Origin of the sequence: Plantimonas leprariae (assembly GCF_008802405.1) — a bacterium.
GTDB lineage: Bacteria > Pseudomonadota > Alphaproteobacteria > Rhizobiales > Rhizobiaceae > Plantimonas > Plantimonas leprariae.
In genome coordinates this window covers 93,918-112,092 of sequence record NZ_VZDO01000017.1, presented here as the reverse complement: position 1 = coordinate 112,092, position 18,175 = coordinate 93,918, and the positions used below count along the sequence as shown (strand labels likewise).

17 protein-coding genes are annotated in these 18,175 nt (G+C 68.6%); 5 read left to right on the top strand and 12 right to left on the bottom strand.

All coding sequences use genetic code 11. The features are described 5' to 3' along the window. The coding region (locus F6X38_RS18725) for a calcium-binding protein (protein WP_150972353.1) at window positions 1–1,565 on the bottom strand (1,565 nt) is incomplete at its 3' end. 452 nt (window positions 1,566–2,017) lie between these two features. Continuing rightward, on the bottom strand, window positions 2,018–3,274 hold the full coding sequence (otnK, locus tag F6X38_RS18720; RefSeq protein WP_150972351.1) for a 3-oxo-tetronate kinase: 1,257 nt from the start codon (window positions 3,272–3,274) through the stop codon (window positions 2,018–2,020). 164 nt (window positions 3,275–3,438) lie between these two features. Between otnK and F6X38_RS18715 the strand changes: the two genes are divergently transcribed. From F6X38_RS18715 to F6X38_RS18705, 3 genes are read left to right on the top strand one after another with little or no spacing between them, the layout of a single operon-like run. Next, window positions 3,439–4,566: an ABC transporter substrate-binding protein gene (locus F6X38_RS18715; protein WP_246191433.1), complete on the top strand. Its 1,128-nt coding sequence runs from the start codon at window positions 3,439–3,441 to the stop codon at window positions 4,564–4,566. 2 nt (window positions 4,567–4,568) lie between these two features. Continuing rightward, window positions 4,569–5,660, top strand: a complete 1,092-nt coding sequence (locus F6X38_RS18710) for a FecCD family ABC transporter permease (RefSeq protein WP_425482888.1) — start codon at window positions 4,569–4,571, stop codon at window positions 5,658–5,660. Beyond that, window positions 5,654–6,427 (top strand): ABC transporter ATP-binding protein, encoded by a 774-nt coding sequence (locus F6X38_RS18705; RefSeq protein ID WP_150972349.1) that lies wholly within the window; start codon window positions 5,654–5,656, stop codon window positions 6,425–6,427. The genes F6X38_RS18710 and F6X38_RS18705 overlap by 7 nt, the downstream gene beginning before the upstream one ends. Here the strand turns inward: F6X38_RS18705 and F6X38_RS18700 are convergent. The 10 genes from F6X38_RS18700 to F6X38_RS18655 all read right to left on the bottom strand — a co-directional run bounded on the left by F6X38_RS18700 (window position 6,412) and on the right by F6X38_RS18655 (window position 15,848). Further along, entirely contained in the window at window positions 6,412–7,185 is a 774-nt protein-coding gene (locus F6X38_RS18700; RefSeq protein WP_150972347.1) for an SDR family NAD(P)-dependent oxidoreductase, read from the bottom strand. The two genes, F6X38_RS18705 and F6X38_RS18700, sit on opposite strands and share 16 nt — an antisense overlap. Beyond that, window positions 7,163–7,660: a 2,4'-dihydroxyacetophenone dioxygenase family protein gene (locus F6X38_RS18695; RefSeq protein WP_150972345.1), complete on the bottom strand. Its 498-nt coding sequence runs from the start codon at window positions 7,658–7,660 to the stop codon at window positions 7,163–7,165. The genes F6X38_RS18700 and F6X38_RS18695 overlap by 23 nt, the downstream gene beginning before the upstream one ends. Window positions 7,661–7,835: 175 nt before the next feature. Further along, on the bottom strand, window positions 7,836–8,951 hold the full coding sequence (locus F6X38_RS18690) for an iron-containing alcohol dehydrogenase (protein WP_150972343.1): 1,116 nt from the start codon (window positions 8,949–8,951) through the stop codon (window positions 7,836–7,838). 16 nt (window positions 8,952–8,967) lie between these two features. Further along, a complete protein-coding gene (locus F6X38_RS18685) occupies window positions 8,968–9,408 on the bottom strand; it encodes a VOC family protein (RefSeq protein ID WP_150972341.1) in 441 nt (146 codons plus the stop codon). A 53-nt stretch (window positions 9,409–9,461) separates the two neighbouring features. Continuing rightward, complete coding sequence (locus F6X38_RS18680) at window positions 9,462–10,199, bottom strand: ribonuclease activity regulator RraA (protein WP_150972339.1); 738 nt, start codon at window positions 10,197–10,199, stop codon at window positions 9,462–9,464. Between the two features lie 18 nt (window positions 10,200–10,217). Further along, the gene (locus tag F6X38_RS18675; protein ID WP_150972337.1) at window positions 10,218–11,387 is read right to left on the bottom strand and encodes a mandelate racemase/muconate lactonizing enzyme family protein; all 1,170 of its coding nucleotides are present in this window, start codon (window positions 11,385–11,387) and stop codon (window positions 10,218–10,220) included. Next, a complete protein-coding gene (locus F6X38_RS18670) occupies window positions 11,377–12,480 on the bottom strand; it encodes an ABC transporter ATP-binding protein (protein WP_150972335.1) in 1,104 nt (367 codons plus the stop codon). Before F6X38_RS18670 ends, F6X38_RS18675 begins: the two co-directional genes overlap by 11 nt. Before the next feature lie 8 nt (window positions 12,481–12,488). Beyond that, window positions 12,489–13,373 (bottom strand): carbohydrate ABC transporter permease, encoded by an 885-nt coding sequence (locus F6X38_RS18665; protein ID WP_150972333.1) that lies wholly within the window; start codon window positions 13,371–13,373, stop codon window positions 12,489–12,491. Continuing rightward, window positions 13,370–14,338, bottom strand: a complete 969-nt coding sequence (locus tag F6X38_RS18660; RefSeq protein ID WP_425482887.1) for a carbohydrate ABC transporter permease — start codon at window positions 14,336–14,338, stop codon at window positions 13,370–13,372. Before F6X38_RS18660 ends, F6X38_RS18665 begins: the two co-directional genes overlap by 4 nt. A 16-nt stretch (window positions 14,339–14,354) precedes the next feature. After that, window positions 14,355–15,848 carry an extracellular solute-binding protein gene (locus tag F6X38_RS18655; RefSeq protein ID WP_150972331.1) on the bottom strand — a complete coding sequence of 498 codons (1,494 nt, stop codon included), beginning with the start codon at window positions 15,846–15,848 and terminating at the stop codon, window positions 14,355–14,357. Window positions 15,849–16,095: 247 nt separating this feature from the next. Here F6X38_RS18655 and F6X38_RS18650 point away from each other — a divergent pair, with 247 nt between their 5' ends. Together F6X38_RS18650 and F6X38_RS18645 are read left to right on the top strand one after the other, a co-directional pair. Next, window positions 16,096–16,821, top strand: a complete 726-nt coding sequence (locus F6X38_RS18650; RefSeq protein WP_150972329.1) for a GntR family transcriptional regulator — start codon at window positions 16,096–16,098, stop codon at window positions 16,819–16,821. A gap of 21 nt (window positions 16,822–16,842) precedes the next feature. Beyond that, window positions 16,843–18,162 carry a mandelate racemase/muconate lactonizing enzyme family protein gene (locus F6X38_RS18645; protein WP_150972327.1) on the top strand — a complete coding sequence of 440 codons (1,320 nt, stop codon included), beginning with the start codon at window positions 16,843–16,845 and terminating at the stop codon, window positions 18,160–18,162. Window positions 18,163–18,175: the final 13 nt, after the last annotated feature.

Sequence of the window (18,175 nt, the reverse complement as noted above, 5' to 3'; positions counted from 1 at the left end):
AGCGCGGTGTCGAACACGAACGCGTCGCTGCCCGTTCCGCCGAGCAGGCGGTCCGTCCCGGCGCCGCCGCGCAGCGTATCGTTGCCGGCCTGACCCTGCAGCGTATCGTTGCCGCCGTCGCCGTTCAGGATGTCGCTGCCGGTATTGCCGAACATCTGGTCGTTGTCGTCGCCGCCGGTCAGCGTGTCGTCGCCGTCGTTGCCGTAGAGCTGGTCGCGGCCCGCTCCGCCCTGCAGCGTGTCGTTGCCGAAGCCGCCGCCGAGCCGGTCGTTGCCCGCACCGCCGATCAAGCCGTCGTTGCCGTCACCGCCGCGCAGGATGTCGTTGCCATCGCCACCGTCGAGCGTGTCGTCGTCTCCCTGACCTTCCAGCGTGTCGTTGCCGACCCCACCAAGGAACGTGTCGTTGCCGCTGCCGCCGAACAGTTGGTCGTTGCCGCTGCCACCGACGAGAAAGTCCGCACCGTTCCCCGCCCTGACCGTGTCGTTCCCGGCGCCGGCGTTGTAGTAATACGGGTCGTTGACGCGGAACGGCGGGAAGAAGCTCAGGTCGTCCGCGCCATCCGTGCCGAGGACCACCCCGACGAACTGGTCGCCGCGCTGAGTTCCGGAGATGTCGCGAACGTCGAACGTCAGGCCCTGCTGACCCTGCACGAAGGTGATGCCCTCGTCGTCGTAGCGGCTGATCGGACCGGTGAGGTTGCCTTCCGCATCCTCGAGCTGGAAACGCACCGCGAGGCCGCCGTCCTGGCTCGGCAACGTGTTGGCGTCGAATGCCGTGCCGTTGCCGACTTCGGCGCTGGTGAAGGTCAGCCGGATCTGGCCCGTGAAGCCGACATCGCCGAAGACGCGCACGGTGTCGTCACCGGTGCCGAGGTCGACGGTATCGCTGCCGTCGCGCTGGGCGTTCACGGAGGCCTCGTCCGCTCCGGCGCCGCCGGTGAGGCGATCGTTGCCGTCGCCGCCGCTGAGGAAGTCGTTGCCCCCGCCGGCGGAGAGTACGTCGTCGCCGCCTTCGCCGTAAAGCTGGTCGTCACCGCTCCCGGTGATGACAACGTCGTTGCCGAGACCGGCGGAGATGGAGGCACGTACGTTGCCGGTCGACGCCACGTCGTTGCCGTTGGTCAGGTTGAGATTGATGAACTCGAAGCCGCGGATCGACGTACCATCGTCGGCGCTGATCGTGTCGCCGTCCGTGGTGATCACGACGGGAGCCGGAACGTTGGGTCCGGCGAAGCCGAAATTGAGCGTCAGGAAGTCGTTGCCTGTACCGCCGTCCAGTTGATCCAGCCGCCCGCCAGTGACGGTATCGTCGCCGGTCCCGGCGTCCACGATGTCCCGCTCCGGCGCGACGACGCCGGCAAAGATGTTGGAAGGCTGATCGATGGAATTGATCGTGTCGTTGCCGTCACCGCCGACGATCGTATCGGACCCGGTGCCGCCGTCGAGGTAATCGTTGCCGCCTAGTCCGAAAATGCGATCGTTGCCCTCGAAGCCGAAGATCGTGTCGTCCTGCGGCGTACCGTTCAAGGTTTCGCTGGTTGGGGTGCCGGGAATGTTCGCCATCTGCTTCCTCCTCCTGTGAGAGCGGATCGCGAGGCGCTGCGTGCCGCGACGGTCGGCTCCGATGAAGCAGGCGGACGGCAAGGCGGTTTGCCCTCCTCCTAAACCGCTCTGCTCGAGCGGCAATCTGCCAGCATTTGCCGTCGGGGAAAGCGAGAAAGACTTAGCTAAACCATGAACTTAACGTGTAGAAAAGTTTAGGCGCGGATCATGCATCCAACAGGGTTGGAAGTTCGTATCTGCTCAAATCCGACCGCGCTTACGCGTGCCTTCCTTCCGCATGAATGCGTCTGAAGAACGGCGGGCGAACATCTTGGGAAGTGTGACGGTAGACAGTTCCTGCAGCCGTTTTTCTTCGTAGCCGCTGCGGGATGCCATCGCATCGACTATCTCCACCCGTCGCAGGCACGGCAGAAATTCTTTGCCAGCGTCCGCCGAAGACTTCCCGGATCGACCTACGGCGTCTCGCCGCCGAGTGCGGCGACGGCTTTCGCGAAAAAGTCCTCGTCGCCGAAATTGCCGGATTTCAGCGCCAGCCAGAGCGGCCGGTCGGCGGCCCGCACCGCCGGGACGCCGGGGGCGATCTCCGGCCCGATGTCGAGCGCCGGGATGGCGAGCCCTTCCATCACCGCGCCGGACGTCTCGCCGCCGGCGCTGACGAGCCGGCGGACGCCGCCCTCGACCAGCCGCCGTGCGAGTTCCGAGAAGAAGCCTTCGATCGTCGCGGCGATGCGCTCGCGCCCGAACCGCTCCTGCGCCGCGCGCACCGTCTCCGGATCGGCGGAGGTGAAGACGAGCGGCGCATCGCCGATCCGCCCCAGCACCCAGACTGCCGCGGCCTCGGCGCTCGAAACGCCGGACGCGAGATCGGCCGGCAGCACTTCCAGCGCCGGCGCACCGCTGGCGCGGTGGCGCTCCACCTGGCGCCGCGTCATCACGGAGCAGGAGCCGGACAGGATCGCGGCCGGACCCTCTGTGCCGCTCCAGCCCTTCGCCGCCGCACCGGCCGCGATGCCGAAGTTCGCCGGCAGGCCGAGCGCGATGCCGGAGCCGCCGCACAAGAGCGGCAGATCCTGCGCCGCGCGGCCGATCGAGACGAGGTCCTCGTCGCGGATGGCGTCGACGACGATCACCGGCCGGCCCGCGGCGACCTCGCGCTCCGCGCCGGCGCGAATGGCGTCCGGACCGGCGAGGACGTCGCGCATCGCGACATGGCCCACAGCGTGGCGCGTCTGCGGCCGGAGCCAGCGGCGGATGTCCGGGTCGCGCATCGGGGTCAGCGGATGGTTCTCCATGCCGCTTTCGCTGAGCAGGCGGTCGGCGACGAAGAGGTGTCCCTGGTAGATGCTGCGCCCCGTCGCCGGAAACGCCGGGCAGACCAGCGCCCGGTCCGCGCCGAGCCGCTCCATCAAGGCGTCGAGCACCGGCCCGATATTGCCCTCCGGCGTCGAATCGAAGGTGGAGCACACCTTGAACAGGAACTGCCGGCAGCCTTGCCGCTCCAGCCACTCGAAGGCGGCGAGCGAGGCGGCGACCGCTTCCGCCACCGGCGCGGTGCGCGACTTCAGGGCGACGACGCCGGCCTCGACATCGTCGGCAGCGCGCTCGCTCGGCACGCCGCCGTACTGGACGACGCGCATACCGCCCTTCGCGAGCGTATTGGCGAGATCGGACGAGCCGGTGAAGTCGTCCCCTATGCAGCCGAGCAGCATTCGTCCCATCCCCACCGTAAGCGAGACACCAATCGCATGGGGCGAAAGGCGATGCCAGCTTCCACGCCGGCAGGCGACATGCGGCGCCGCGGTCACTCCCGTAATCTTGACTATTTTTATCATAAAAAGTTATCGAGGCCGGCGACACGGATGGGAGCGCTCGAATGACGATGGTTCGGAAGCTGGCGATCGTGGTCGCCGCCCTATGCTGTACGGCGCTGCGGCCGGCCGCCGCCGCCGAGATCACCGATATCGCCGGACGAAACGTCGAGGTGCGGGCGCCGGTCGGCAAGGTGATCCTCGGCGAAGGACGCCTGCTCTACGGCGTCGCCGCGCTCGACACGGCCGATCCGTTCAAGCGCGTGGTCGGCTGGCGGGACGACCTGATCAAGAACGATCCCGATACCTATGCGACCTACCGCGCGAAGTTCCCGAAGGGCGACACGCTGCCGACCTTCGGCGGCGCGAAGGAGGGGACCTTCGACGTCGAACAGGCGATCTCGCTCCACCCCGACGTCGTGATCATGAACCTCGAGGCGAAAGCGGCGACGGAGGACGCGGACCTCGACGGCAAGCTCGCGGCCGCCGGCATTCCGCTCGTCTACATCGATTTCCGCGAAGCGCCGATGAAGAACACCGAGCGCAGCATGGAGATCTTGGGGCAGCTCTTCGGCGAGGAGGAGCGGGCGCGCGAGTTCAACCGCTTCCGGGCCGCCGAGACCAAGCGCGTGACCGACGTCCTCGCGAAGGCGGCGCCGGCCAAGCCCGACGTCTTCATCGAGCGCGCCGGCGGCTTCTCGGACGACTGCTGCCTGTCCTTCGGCAACGAGAACTTCGGGGCGATGGTGGAGATCGCCGGCGGTCGCAACATCGCCGGCACGCTGATCCCCGGCACGTTCGGCACGGTGAACCCGGAGCAGGTGATCGCCGCCGACCCCGATCAGGTCATCGTCACGGGCGCGAACTGGCAGGCATCGGTGCCGGGCGGCGCGTGGGTCGGCGTCGGACCGGGGGCCGACACGGCGGAAGCCGAGCGCAAGCTCGCGGCCCTGATGCGCCGGCCCGCCTATCAGGGCGTCAAGGCCGCCGGCGGGAACGACGTCCATGCGGTCTGGCACCAGTTCTACAACAGCCCCTACCAGTTCGTGGCGATCCAGCAGATCGCGAAGTGGCTGCACCCGGATCTCTTCGCCGACCTCGATCCGGAGGCGACCTTCCGGCAACTGCACGAGCGCTTCCTGCCCGTCACCTACCGGCCGGGCTACTTCGTCTCGCTCGCCCCCAAGACCTGACCGTGGGTGTGGAAGGGGCGCTCGCGGGCACCGGCGGCGGCCGCAGCGCCGCCGCGACGGACGGCGCCGGGCGCTATCGCGCGCTGGGCAGGCGGCGTGTCGCGGTGATCGGCGGCCTCGCCGCGCTGCTCGTCTTCTCGGTGATGCTCGACGTCGCGGTCGGGCCGGCCGGCTTCGGTCTCGGCGAGGTGGCGGGCGCCATCTTCGCGCCTTCGCAGGCCTCCGACCAGTTGCACGTCGTGGTCTGGCAGATCCGCCTGCCGGTGGCGGTGATGGCGGTCATGGTGGGTGCCGCACTTTCGGTCGCCGGCGCGCAGATGCAGACCATCCTCGCCAACCCGCTCGCCAGCCCCTTCACCCTCGGGATTTCGGCGGCGGCCGGCTTCGGCGCGGCGCTCGCCCTCGTCTTCGGCGTCGCGCTCGTGCCCGCCGCCATCGACTTCGTCGTGCCGATGAACGCCTTCGTCGCCGCGATGGCGACGGCGCTGTTCATCCACGGCTTCAGCCGCATGCGCGGCGTCACCTCCGAGACGATCGTGCTCCTCGGCATCGCGCTGGTCTTCACCTTCAACGCGGCACTGGCGCTCCTCCAGTATCTCGCGACCGAACAGGCGCTCGGCGCGGTGGTGTTCTGGACGATGGGCAGCCTCACCAAGGCGACCTGGGCGAAGGTCGGCGTCACGGCGCTGATCCTCTTCGCCTGCCTGCCCGTCTTCGCGCGGCAGGCCTGGGCGCTGACGGCGCTCAGGCTCGGCGACGAGAAGGCGGCGAGCCTCGGCGTCGACGTCGGGGCGCTGCGCCTCCGGACCATGCTGCTCGTCAGCCTTCTCGCCGCGATCCCCGTCGCCTTCGTCGGCACGATCGGCTTCATCGGCCTCGTCGGCCCGCACATCGCCCGGATGCTCGTCGGCGAGGACCAGCGCGTCTTCCTGCCGGCCTCCGCGCTCGCCGGGGCGCTGATCCTTTCCGCGACCTCGGTGGTCTCGAAGTCGCTCGTGCCGGGGATCGTGCTCCCGATCGGCATCATCACCTCGCTGGTCGGCGTGCCGTTCTTCTTCTCGCTGATCTTCGCCAACAGGAAGCGGGCATGGTGAGCCTCGCGCTGGAGGGCGTCGGCGTCCGCTACGGCCACACCGAAGTCGTCGGCGGCGTCACCGTGCCGACGCTGCGCGGCGGCGGGCTGACCGCGGTGATCGGGCCGAACGCGGCTGGAAAATCGAGCCTGTTCAAGCGCATCGCCGGTCTCGCGAGCGGGCCGGGCACCGTCCATGTGGAAGGCGACGGGGCAGGGTCGATCCGCTACATGCCGCAGGATACGGGCGCGAACGCGGTGCTGACGCTCTACGAGTCGGTGGTGCTGGCCGCCAAGCTCGGCTCGTCGTTGCGGGTGTCCGACGCGGAACTGGCGCATATCGACGAGATCCTCGACGCGCTGCGCATCGCTGACATCGCGTTCCGCAACCTCGGCGAACTTTCCGGCGGCCAGCGGCAGCTCGCCGGCATCGCGCAAGCGCTCGTCCGCCGTCCCCGCATTCTCCTGATGGACGAGCCGACGGCGGCGCTCGACCTCCACCGCCAGATGGAGGTGCTGTCGCTGATGCGCGGCCTCGCCCGGCGCGACGACATGGTGGTGCTGATCGCCATCCACGACCTCAACCACGCGCTGCGCTTCTGCGCCGACACGATCGTCGTCGCGAACGGGCGGATGGCCGCCTGCGGGCCCTCGGCCGAGATCGTCACGGCCGAGCTGCTGCGCGACGTCTACCGGGTGAGCGGGCGCATCGAGCGCTGCTCGCACGGGCTGCCGCACGTCATCGTCGACGGGCCGCTCGAAGCCGGCGCGGTTCAGGCGACGCTGTAGCCGCCGTCGATCGTGAGGATCGCGCCGGTGACGAAACCGGCCAGCGGCGAGGCGAGGAACAGGACGCCGCCGGCGAGATCGGCCGGGCGGCCCCAGCGGCCGAGCGGCGTGCGCGCGAGGATCGCGGCGCTCCGGCCCTCGTCCTCGCGCAGCGCCGTCGTCAGAGGCGTCTCGATCCAGCCCGGCGCGACCGCGTTCACCCGGATGCCGTCCGACGCGTAGGCGATGGCGAGCGATTTCGTGAGCTGCGCGATCCCGCCCTTGCTGGCCGCATAGCCGGGCACCAGTCCGCCGCCGAAGAAGGACAGCATCGAGGCGAGGTTGACGATCGAGCCGCCTCCGCGCGCGAGAAGCGGCCGGGCGGTGGCGCAGACCCGCATCGTGCCGGAGAGGTTGACGTCGAGCGTCGCGTCGAACGCGGCCGGATCGAGTTCCGCGCCGCCGCGCCGGATGACGCCGGCGCAGTTCACCACCGCTTGAAGTTCGCCGCAGCCCTCGACCACGGCGCGGACGGCCGCCGCGTCGCGCACGTCGAGCCGCTCGAGCCTCGCCGCGCCGAGCGGCGGATCGACCCGCGCGGCCTCGATCTCGGCCTCCGTCAGGCCGGTCGCGACGACCTCCGCCCCGGCTTCCAGAAAGGCTTTGGCGACGCCTGCCCCGATGCCGGACGTGCCGCCGGTGACGAGCACCCGGCGACCGACGAACCATTCTCGCGCCCAGGCGGAGGAGGGCGGTTCAGCGGACGAACTGGTCGACATAGCTCTCGCCGAGGCCGACCGCCGCATAGTGCCGGCGGCACATGTCGATCTTGGTGAAGACGTCCTCGAAGCCGCTATGGCGGTTCTCGGCGTCGAGATAAACCATGCTGCCGGTGATGTTGAAGAAGGTGATCATCTCCTCGCAGTCGTCCGGCACGACCAGCGTGTGGATCTCGCCCGGCGGCTCGAAGACGTAGGAGCCGGTCTCCGCCACCCAATCGTGCTCGCGGTAGAACCAGCGGCCGCGGATGACGTAGCCGTGGACGGGATTGGTGTGGAGATGCCGCGACAGGACGCCGGAGCGGCGGACCCGCAGGAGGTTGCACCATTGTCCCTGCATGGTGTTCAGCATCAGCGGGCGGAACCAGACGCCGTCCGCCTGCGGCACCCAGACCCGCTCGTCGTCCGGCATGGCCGCGACGGCGATCTCCGGCGGCGCCAGCGGATGCGCCGAACCCTTCAGCTTGTCGTACATCGGATCGTCCTCAGAGGCCGTTTGACAACTCGCCGGCGGAGGGCCGGCGAGGGATTTTTCGATGATCGCGAGGCGCCAAACGCAGTCGATGCCGGCGGCATCGGCGAGGCTTGGCAACGAAGTGGCAGCGGAAAAGCACCGTCGGGCCGACCCGGGCGAGTTGTCAAACGGGCTCTCAGATCATCGCCGCGTCGAGCAGGGCGCGGTAGTCGGCGGCGGAAGCGGGGCGGGGGTTGGTGGCGTGGCTGTGGTCGGCGAGCGCCCGCTCCACCACCCACGGCAGGACATCCTCCGACAGGCCGAGCGTCCGGAGGCCGGCGGGAATCCCAATGCGCTGGTTGAGCGCGTCGAGGGCGTCGCCAAGGTCCGGCACATCGAGCCGCCGCTCGATCCGGCCGATCGCCTCCGCTGCGGCGGCGCGGTTGAAGCGCACCACCAGCGGCATCAGGATCGCGTTCAGCGTCCCATGGTGGAGGTTGGGGCTCCGCAGGCCGCCGAGCGCGTGGCTGAGGGCGTGGACGGCGCCGAGCCCCTTCTGGAAGGCGAGCGCCCCCTCGATCGAGCCCATCATCATCGCGGCCCTGGCCTCGCGGTCGCTCCCTTCGGCGAAGGCGCGCTCGATGTGCCGCCAGATCCGCTCTGCCCCGTCGAGCGCGATCGCGTCGGCGGGCGGGTTGAAGCGCGGTGACAGATAGGTCTCGATGCAGTGCGACAGGGCGTCGAGCCCGGTCGCGGCGGTAAGCGCCGGCGGCAGGCCGAGCGTCAGCTCCGGGTCGCAGACCGCGACGCGCGGGATGAGGTGCGGACTGATGAAGCCGAGCTTGCGGCCGTCCTTCAGCGTGAGCAGCGCGGCGCGCCCGACCTCCGCGCCGGTGCCGGCCGTTGTCGGCACGGCGACCACCGGCGCGACCGCCGCCGTCACCCGCGCCATCCCGCCGAGGATCGCGGCATACTGCTCCAGCGGTCCTTCGTGCGTCGCGAGCAGCGCCACGCCCTTCGCGAGATCGATCGGCGAGCCGCCGCCGAGCGCGACGACGCCGTCGCAGCCGTGCTCGCGGTAGAGGGCCAGCGCCGCTTCCACCGCCTCCTCGGTCGGGTTCGAGGGCACGTCGAGAAAGGCCGGCGCGCCGGGAAACTGCCGCGACACGCGCTCGAACAGGCCGGCGGCGGCGACGCCCCGGTCGCCGACCAGGAGCGGTCGCCGGCCGCCGAGCTCGGCGAAGCGTTCCGCGACGGTGGAAACCAGGCCTTCGCCGAACTCGATGCGCGTGAGGTAGAGGATCGTCGCCATGCGGGACTTTCCGAAATCAACCGGCCCGCATGCGGGCGATCGCCTGTGCCTGCATGCCGTCCGCCGCCATCTGCATGAGTTCGATGCGGTGGCCGTCCGGGTCCTCGATCCAGGTCTGCCAGTTGCCGTCGACGGCCTTGATCGCGGGCCGCGTCCGCTCGATGCCGAGCGCTTCGAGCTCGCGCACGCTTGCCTCCAGGTCGGGCACCGCGAAGCACATGTGGTTGTAGCCGATCAGCTTCGGGTCCGGCGCGCGTTCGCCCTCGCTGTCGGGGAAGATTTCGAGGAACTGGTCGTCGGTGATGCGGAGATAGACGAGCCAGACGCCGGGCGACCCATCGGGTTTCGGAAGCCGCATCATCTCGCGGAAGCCGAGCTTCCCCGCATAGAATTCGAGGCTGCGGTCGAGATCCTTCACCCGGATGGCGACGTGAGCGATCGACTGGACGGTGAGCATTGCGTCGGTTCTTTCGGATCGGCGGCGGGACTGGCTGTCGATGCAACCGCGAACTAGAGCGGGTTGTCGCGCCGCCAGGCCTGATACTCCTCCTGCGCGTCGGCGTGGAGCGGATAGTAGCGCTGGAGCGGCGCGCCCTCTTTCAGCTTCTCTCGCGAGAACTCCTCCCATTCGTGGTGCTCGGAGGCCTTGGCGATCACCTGGTCCGCCAGCGCCACGGGCACGCAGACCGCGCCGTCGTCGTCGGCGACGATGATGTCGCCGGGGATGACGGTCACGCCGCCGCAGGCGATCGGCACATTGACCGCGAAGGGCATCAGGCCGGTCTGCGTGTGGAAGTTCGGGGTGAAGCCGCGCACCCAGAGCGCGAGATCGAGCTTCTTCAGGTTGGGATAGTCGCGCAGGCACCCGTCGATCACCATGCCGGCGCCGCCGCGGCCCTTGAAGTAGGTCGACATCATGTCGCCGAAGACGCCCGCCGACATGTCGCCGCGCGCGTCGACCACCACCACGTCGCCCGCCTGCACGTGGTAGAGCACATGGCGGTGAAGCTGCTTCTCCGGCTCGGCGTACTCGCCCTCGCCGTAGAGGTCCTCGCGCTTCGGCATGAACTGCAGCGTCAGCGCCGGCCCGGCGATCGAGCGCCCCGGGCTCCAGCTCACCGGCCCCGCGATGTGCGGGTTGCGGATGCCCATATGGCCGAGCGTCCCGGCGACGGTGGCCGCGCCGAGCTTTTCGAGGGCCGCGACCGTTTCCTTCGGCGGGCGGGTGATGTCCGGCGTATGGGTCATGCGGGGAACCTGCTGCTGCTACCAGTTGGTGAGGGAGCCGTCGCGGCGGCGAAGGTGCGGCGCTTCCCAGAAGCGGAAAGCTTGTTCCCTGACCGCGTCTTCGTTCACCTCGACCCCTAGGCCGGGCGTGTCGGGCACCGGATAGGTCGCGCCTTCCAGCCGAGGCTGGACGGGGAAGAATTCGGAATTGTCGAAGCCGAGCTTCTCGTACTGCGTGGTCCGCGTTTCCAGCCACGCCATGTTGGGGATCGCGGCGCAGAAGTGCACCGTCGCCGCCGTGCAGACGGGGCCGAGCGGGTTGTGCGGCATCATGTCGACGTAATGCGCCTCGCTCCAGCCCGCGACCTTCATCGCCTCCGTCAGGCCGCCGACATTGCAGACGTCGATCCGGTTGAACTGGTGCAGGTCGCCCTCGATGTACGGCAGGAACTGCCATTTCGACGCGAACTCCTCGCCGATGGCGAAGGGCACGTCGGTCATCCGCCGGAGCGCGGCGTATGCGGCCGGCGTCTCGTCGCGGATCGGCTCCTCCAGGAAGTCCAGCGTGCCGGAAGGCATGCGCTGGCAGAAGCTCGCCGCTTCCGCCACCGACAGGCGATGGTGGTAGTCGATCCCGAGCACCACTTCCGGCCCGAGCGCTTCCCGTGCCTTAACCATCCAGGGCGCAGTACGGGCGATCGATTCCCGCGGCTCGAAGATGCCGTCGGCCCTCGCGTGATCGTGCGGAAAGAAGCGGATCGTGGTCCAGCCCCCCGCCGCGAGGGCGCGGGCCTGTTCGATCATGTCCTCGCCCGGCTGCGCCGAGGTCGACGCGAAGGTGGGGATGCGCTCGCGCTGCTTGCCGCCGAGGAGTTCGTGGACGGGGACGCCGAGCGCCTTGCCCTTGATGTCGTGCAGCGCGATGTCGATCGCCGAGATCGCGGCGGTGAGCACCCGGCCGCCCTCGAAATACTGCGAGCGGTACATCTCCTGCCAGAGCGCGCCGATGGCGAAGGCATCCCGGCCGACGAGGAACTGCGCGTAGTGCTCGATCGCGCCCGCCACCGCCTTCTCACGCCCCGACAGGCCCGACTCGCCCCAGCCGTGGATGCCGCTGTCCGTCTCGACCTTGACGACGAGCTGGTTCCGCGTGCCGATCCAGACCGGATACGGCTTGATCGCGGTGATCCGCGGCGCGTCACCCGGCACGGAGCGCGCTTTCCGTCTCGCCGTCGAAGGGGTGCAGCCGCTCCTGGTCGAATTCGAGCCAGACCGGCTCGTCCGGCGCGACGGGCACGCCGGGAGGAAGGCTGATGTTGACGATCGCGCCGGACACGAAGGCTTGGACGAAGGTCACGTCCCCGGTCGGCTCGACCGTGTAGACGCGCGACGGCACCGCGCTTGGCACCGCGCTCTTGTGCAGCCGGATCGCCGAATGGCGCGCGCCGAGGACGATCCGGTCCGACTTCGCGGCCTCGACCTTGCGCGCGTTCAGCGGCGACAGCGGCAGGTCCCAGCCTTCCGAAGGGCTGCGGAGCACGGCCGAGCCGTCCGCGGCGGTGCCGGCCTCCAGCGGCACGAGGCTCATCGCCGGCGAGCCGACGAAGCTCGCGACGAACATGTTCACGGGGTCAGCGAAGACTTCCGCCGGCGCGGCGTATTGCTGAAGGAAGCCGCCGTTCATCACCGCCATCTTGTCGGCCATGGTGACGGCTTCGAGCTGGTCGTGCGTGACGTAGATCACGGTCGCGCCGAGGTCCTGGTGGAAGCGCTTGATCTCGGAGCGCATCTGGACGCGCAGCTTCGCGTCGAGGTTCGACAAGGGCTCGTCCATCAGGAAGACGCGCGGATCGCGCACCAGCGCACGGCCGAGCGCGACGCGCTGCTGCTGGCCGCCGGACAATTCGCGCGGCCGGCGCTCGAGCAAGTGCGTGATGTCGAGCACGCGCGCCGCTTCCCGCACCTTCGCATCGATCTGGGCTTTCGGGCTTTTGCGCATCTGCAGGGGGAAGGCGAGATTCTTGTAGACGGTCTTGTTCGGGTAGAGCGCGTAGTTCTGGAACACCATCGCGATGTCCCGGTCCTTCGGGTCGAGGTCGTTCACCACCCGGTCGCCGATGCGGATGTCGCCGCTGGTGATCGGGATCAGCCCCGCGACGAGGTTCAGCGTCGTGGTCTTGCCGCACCCAGAGGGGCCGACCAGCGCCACGAACTCGCCGTCCTCCACCGTCAGCGACACGTGGTTCACGGCGTTGAACGCGCCGTAGCGCTTCACGAGGTCGCTGATGACGACTTGGGCCATGCGGATTCCTAGTGCTTGACGGCGCCTTCGGTCAGCGCCCGGACGAAGTACTTCTGCAGCACGAGGAACAGCACCACGACCGGTACGCTCATCAGGAAGGTCGCGGCCATGACGCCCGGCCAGTCGGTGGCGAATTCCGAGAAGAAGCGCTGCACGCCGACGGGCAGCGTCATCTGCTCCTGCCGCGACAGGAAGGTCAGTGCGTAGACGTATTCGTTCCAGGCGCCGATGAAGGAGAAGATGGCGGTGGCGATGATGCCGGGCGTCGAGAGCGGCATCACGATCAGGAGGAAGGCCTGAAACCGCGTCGCGCCGTCGATCCGCGCCGCCTGTTCGAGCTGCACCGGAATGTTGTCGAAGAAGCCCTTCAGCAGCCAGATCGACAGCGGCAGGCCGAAGGTGAGGTAGGTGATGATCAGCGACCAGTGCGAGTTCACCAGCCCCATCCAGCGCATCAGGATGAAGAGAGGGGTGAGGAAGATCACCGCCGGGAACATGTTGCGGAGCAGCACGCCGAAGAACAGGAAGGTGCGGCCCGGGAAGCGGAAGCGCGAGAAGGCGTAGGCCGCCGGCACCGCCACCGCGACGCCGAGCACGGTTGTGGCGAACGAGACCTTGAAGCTGTTCCAGAAGTAGTTGAGGAACTCGGCGCCGACCGAGTTCGAAGGGTCGAGGAGCTTCCGGTAGTTCTCCAGCGTCGGCTCGCTCGGCCACCATTGCGGCGGGTACTGGAGCGCGGCGAACTGCGTCTTCACCGAGGTCAGCACCATCCAGAACATCGGCAGGACGGTGAAGAGCAGCAGGAACAGGAGGAAAAGGCGGCCGGCCCAGCGCCACCAGTCGACCGGCTTGCGCGTCCGCGGCCGCTCCACGGGGGCGGGTACTGCTGTCATCCCGCCGCCCTCGCTTCGTCGCCCTTCGTCAGCGCCCGGACGTAGAAGTAGCCGAGCGTCATCATCACCACGAACAGGATCACCGAATAGGCCGAGGCGACGCCGTAGCGCTGGCGGCCGAAGGCGAGGTTGTAGATTTGCGTGATCCAGATGTCGGACGCGCCGGCAGGTCCCCCGCCGGTCATCACGTAGGGGATGATGAACGAATTAAAGTTCGCGACCATCAGGAGCAGCAGCGTAACCATCGAGACGTTCTTCAGGTGCGGGAAGGTGACGTGCCAGAAGCGCTGCCACTCGTTCGCGCCGTCGACGCGCGCGGCGCGGAGCAGCGAGTCCGGCACGGTCTGCAGCCCGGCCATCAGCATGACCATCGCGAAGGAGAACTCCTTCCAGACGTTCACGACGATCAGCGATGGCAGCACCGTGTCGACGTTGTCGAGGAAGTTGATCGGCCGGTCGGTGAGGCCGAGCTGCACCGCCAACGCGCCGATCGCGCCGAAGTCGGAATGGTAGAGCCACTTCCAGACGTAGGAGGCGGCGACCGCACTCACCACGTAGGGGACGAGCAGGATGGCGCGCAGCAGCCCGCGCCCGGCGAATTCCCGATGCAGCGACAGCGCCGCTCCGAGGCCCAGCATGAAGGCGAAGAAGGTGGAGGCCACCGTCCAGATCAGGGTGTTCAGCGTCACCTCGCGGAACGACTTGCTGGCGAGGATCGCGGCGTAGTTGTCGAGCCCGACGAAGACCTTGTCCTTCATCTGGAGGTTCGCCGGCGTCTTGAAGAAGCTGAGCTCGACCGTGTACCAGACCGGATAGGCGATGACGAAGAGCATCACCACGAGCGCCGGCGCAATGTAGAGGTAGTCGGCGCGATGGTCGGCGATACGCCGGAGGAGATTCGGGCGCCTCGGGGCGACCGCTTCCGCCGACGAGGCGGCGCCCAGCTTGCCGGCGACGGTGCTCAACGGAACGGCCCGCCGCCTAGAGGCCGCCGCCGATCAGGTCCTTGGCCTTGGCGGCCGCGTCCTCCGTCGCCTCGTCCACGGTCATCTTCCCCGTCAGGGCGTTCTGCAGCATGTCGGGCACGATGATGTTCATGATCTCGGTGGATTCCGGCACGACGGGGAAGGGGATGCCGCTCGGCAGCATCGACGTCGTGACGTCGAGGAACTTGATCGTGTCCAGCCGCTCCTTCATCCATTGCGTGCGGAAACCGCGGAGGTTCCCCGGGTTCGAGCCGGTCCAGGCGAGCTTGGTCGACCATTCGGGGCTGGTCCAGAAGCAGACGAAGGCTTTCGCCGCCTGCTCGTCCAGCCCGCCGTCGACATAGTCGTTCTTCAGGATGTGGATGTTCGAGCCGCCGAACACCACGGCGCGGCGCGCCGGGCCTTCCGGCATCAGGCCGTAGCGCATGTTGGCGACGACGTTGTCGGCCGTCTCCTTGTCCTTGCCGGTCGCCTTGCCGGCCATGTCCAGCATCTTGGCGTACTCGCCCGGATGGGCGATCATCATGCCGAGCTGGCCGGCGATGAACGGGCCCTGGTTCTCGGCCTGCGTGTTGGTCAGCGCCGAGGTCGGGGCCGACTTGTCGCGGACATACATGTCAACCGCCGCCTGCAGCGCGGCCTTCGAGCCGTCGCTGTCGAGCATCTCGGTCTCGTAGGTCGGCTTCTCGGTGGATTCGTCCAGCGCGCCGCCGCCATAGGCCCAGAGCTGCGGCATGAAGCGGAACGGCGTGTTGCCGGCGTTCTGCTTGGCGACGAGGCCGTAGCCGGCGACCCCGAGCTTGTCCTTGATCTGCTTCGAATAGCGGACGAGGTCGTCCCAGGTCTTCGGCGGCTGTTCGGGGTCGAGGCCCGCCCGCTTGAAGATGTCGGCGTTCCAGATGAGCGCCATGGTCTCGTTGTTGGTCGGAATGCCGTAGGTCTTCTCCTCCCAGGTCACCGACTTCATCGCGCCCGGCCAGAAGTCGGCGGTGGCATAGCCGACGTCCTCGGGCTTCAGTTCCTGGAAGTAGCCCTTCGCCTCGAACTCGACGCCGCCGAGGATCTGCAGGCGCACCACCATCGGGCCGGCATTGCCGAGCGTCGCGGTGCGCAGCTTGTCGAGGAGGACGTTGTAGTCGATGTTCTGCGCGTCGGTCTGGATGTTCGGATAGGTCTTCTTCCAGGCCGCCCAGAACTCGTCGTTGATCCGCCGCTCGATCTCCGGCTGCGAGTCGTTCGGCCCCGTCCACCAGTAGGTGAGGCGGCCCTTGTAATCCAACGGCACGATCTTCGAGCACTCGCCTGCGGTATCGAACTTCTCGGTCCCGGCGATCGAGCGGATGTAGTCCGGCGACCATTTCGAGACGTCGATGCTCTGGGCGAAGGCCGCGGTGGAGGCGACCAGCACCGCGACCGATGCCGCCGTCGCGCCGAGGAGCCGGGCGAGCCGCCGCGAGAGATGTTCGGACCTGTGGCGACGAATGGCCATGCGTTCCTCCCGGTGCCGGCGGGACGTCGCAGCGGCCCGTCGGAGCCGGCGTCCCTCTTGCGGTTCCTCGTCGCGCGTCCGGGCTTCGTCCGGTTGATGCGCGACCGCGGCCGGTTCGCCCGGCTCTCGCGATGATCCTCCGCCATCCGGAGACCATCTGTCAACTCGGAATGGATCGTACATTATTTTTGCCACTTCGAGTGCGATATCGGTTGGCGTCGGTGGTGAAAGGCTCTATGCCGACATCATGAGCGCGGCTCCCCCCTTGCCGGAGACGCCCGGCGATGCGGGCACGTCGGCCTACGAACTGATCCGCGAGGCGATCATCTCCGGCCGGCTCGGCCCCAACGAGCGGCTGAAGGTCGGCGAACTCGCCGCCCGGCTCGGCACCTCCACCAATCCGGTGCGCGAGGCGCTGCAGCTACTGCGCGGCGAGGGCTTCGTGATCATGGAGCCGAACCGCGGCGCGCGCGTCCGGCCGATCGACGAGGACTTCGTCCGCGACATCATCGAGATCGAGGTGCTGATCGAGGCGGCGCTGACCCGCTGGTACGTCGGGATCGCGAGCCATGCCGACATCGCGGCGCTGGAGGCCAAGCAGGCCGAGATCGAGGCGCTCGATTTCCGCGACCCCGCCCAGCACGGCCGGCTCGATACCCAGTTCCACCAGTTGATCTACGACCGGCACTACAACCGCCATGCCGCCGAACTCTGGTGGAAGCACCGCGAAATCCTGCGCGCCATCTCGCGGCGCTTTCCGACTTCGCTCGCCCGGCGCACCGCCGTCCTGCGCGAGCATCGCGAACTGATCGAGCGCATCCGCGCCGAGGACGCCGAGGGCGCGGCGGCCGTCGTCGCCCGTCACGTCGAGGGATCCGGCCGCAACATCATCGAGCAGATGGGGGCGGCGCGGCGGACGGCGGCAAGGGAGCAGCCGGCGGTCGTCGGACTCGCACCGCGCCAGCCGGCTTGAGGCAGGGCAGGGAGGACAAGCATGAGCATCGCCATCGAAGCGCTGGAGCCGACGGCGCGGATCGAGGAAGCCGTCTCCACCCATTCGCGGCCGAGCGAGCTGCGGATCACCGACATGCGGGTCGCGACCGTCGTCGGCCACGGCTACTACCCGATCCTCCGGATCGACACGAACCAAGGCATCTACGGCCTCGGCGAGGTGCGCGACGGCGCGCACCACGACAGCGCCATGCGGCTGAAGCACCTGATCGTCGGGCAGAACCCCTGCAACGTCGACTACCTGTTCCGCGCGATCAAAAGCTATGGCGGCGACAGCCGCGAGGGCGGCGGCGTCTCGGGCATCGAGATCGCGCTGATGGACCTCGTCGGCAAGGCCTACGGGGTGCCGTGCTACCAGCTTCTTGGCGGCAAGTACCGCGACCGCGTCCGCCTCTACGGCGACACGCCCGCGCCGCGCGAGATGACGCCGGACGGCTATGTCGAGGCGGTCATGAAGCGAAAGGCGCTCGGGCTCGACTTCATCAAGTTCGACCTGCCGCCGCGCCTGTTCGAGGGCACGCCCGGCGCGCTGGTCGGACGGGCGACGCAGCATCAGTACCCGCAATACCGGCAATGGTACGTGCCGGGCAGCGGCGCGGGCGCGCGGATCAGCGAGCGGGGCGTCGAGCTCGCGGCCGACATCTGCATGGCGGTGCGCGCCGCGGTCGGCGACGAGGTGTCGCTCTGCACCGACCATTTCGGCGAGGGCTTCGTCACCGCCGACGAGGCGATCCGCATCGGAAGGGCGATCGAGCCGGCGAACCTCGCCTGGATCGAGGACCCGCTGCCCTGGACCGACATCGCCGGCCACAAGAAAGTCGCCGACGCGCTCCTGACCCCCGTCGCTGCCGGCGAGGACCTCTATCTCTTCGACGGCTTCCGCGAGGCGATCGAGACGCGCGCCTTCGACATCATCCACCCGGACATGCTGACCTCGGGCGGCCTGATGGAAACGAAGCGCATCGCCGAAAACGCCGAGCGTTTCGGCATCCCGACGGCGCTCCACGCCTGCTGCTCGCCGGTCGGCTTCATGGCGAACGTCCATCTCGGCGCCGCGATCGCGAACCTCGTCGCGGTGGAGCACCACGGCCTCGACCTGCCGTTCTTCACCGGCCTAGTGACCGGCATGGGCGCCGACTACATGGAAGGCGGCTACGTCGTGGTGCCGGACGCCCCGGGTCTCGGCATCGACCTCAACGAGGAGGTGATCCGGGCGCAGCTTCGGGACGGCAGCGACTACTTCGCCGGCACCGACGAATGGAACCGGGTACGCGTCGGCTTCGACCGCGTGCCGCACGACTGAGCGAGGCGGACCC

Coding starts and splice junctions, on each gene's coding strand:
- otnK (WP_150972351.1), bottom strand. CDS start 3,274: ATGCTGCTCGGCTGCATAGGGGACGACTTCACCGGCTCGTCCGATCTC.
- F6X38_RS18715 (WP_246191433.1), top strand. CDS start 3,439: ATGACGATGGTTCGGAAGCTGGCGATCGTGGTCGCCGCCCTATGCTGT.
- F6X38_RS18705 (WP_150972349.1), top strand. CDS start 5,654: ATGGTGAGCCTCGCGCTGGAGGGCGTCGGCGTCCGCTACGGCCACACC.
- F6X38_RS18700 (WP_150972347.1), bottom strand. CDS start 7,185: ATGTCGACCAGTTCGTCCGCTGAACCGCCCTCCTCCGCCTGGGCGCGA.
- F6X38_RS18695 (WP_150972345.1), bottom strand. CDS start 7,660: ATGTACGACAAGCTGAAGGGTTCGGCGCATCCGCTGGCGCCGCCGGAG.
- F6X38_RS18690 (WP_150972343.1), bottom strand. CDS start 8,951: ATGGCGACGATCCTCTACCTCACGCGCATCGAGTTCGGCGAAGGCCTG.
- F6X38_RS18685 (WP_150972341.1), bottom strand. CDS start 9,408: ATGCTCACCGTCCAGTCGATCGCTCACGTCGCCATCCGGGTGAAGGAT.
- F6X38_RS18680 (WP_150972339.1), bottom strand. CDS start 10,199: ATGACCCATACGCCGGACATCACCCGCCCGCCGAAGGAAACGGTCGCG.
- F6X38_RS18670 (WP_150972335.1), bottom strand. CDS start 12,480: ATGGCCCAAGTCGTCATCAGCGACCTCGTGAAGCGCTACGGCGCGTTC.
- F6X38_RS18665 (WP_150972333.1), bottom strand. CDS start 13,373: ATGACAGCAGTACCCGCCCCCGTGGAGCGGCCGCGGACGCGCAAGCCG.
- F6X38_RS18655 (WP_150972331.1), bottom strand. CDS start 15,848: ATGGCCATTCGTCGCCACAGGTCCGAACATCTCTCGCGGCGGCTCGCC.
- F6X38_RS18650 (WP_150972329.1), top strand. CDS start 16,096: ATGAGCGCGGCTCCCCCCTTGCCGGAGACGCCCGGCGATGCGGGCACG.
- F6X38_RS18645 (WP_150972327.1), top strand. CDS start 16,843: ATGAGCATCGCCATCGAAGCGCTGGAGCCGACGGCGCGGATCGAGGAA.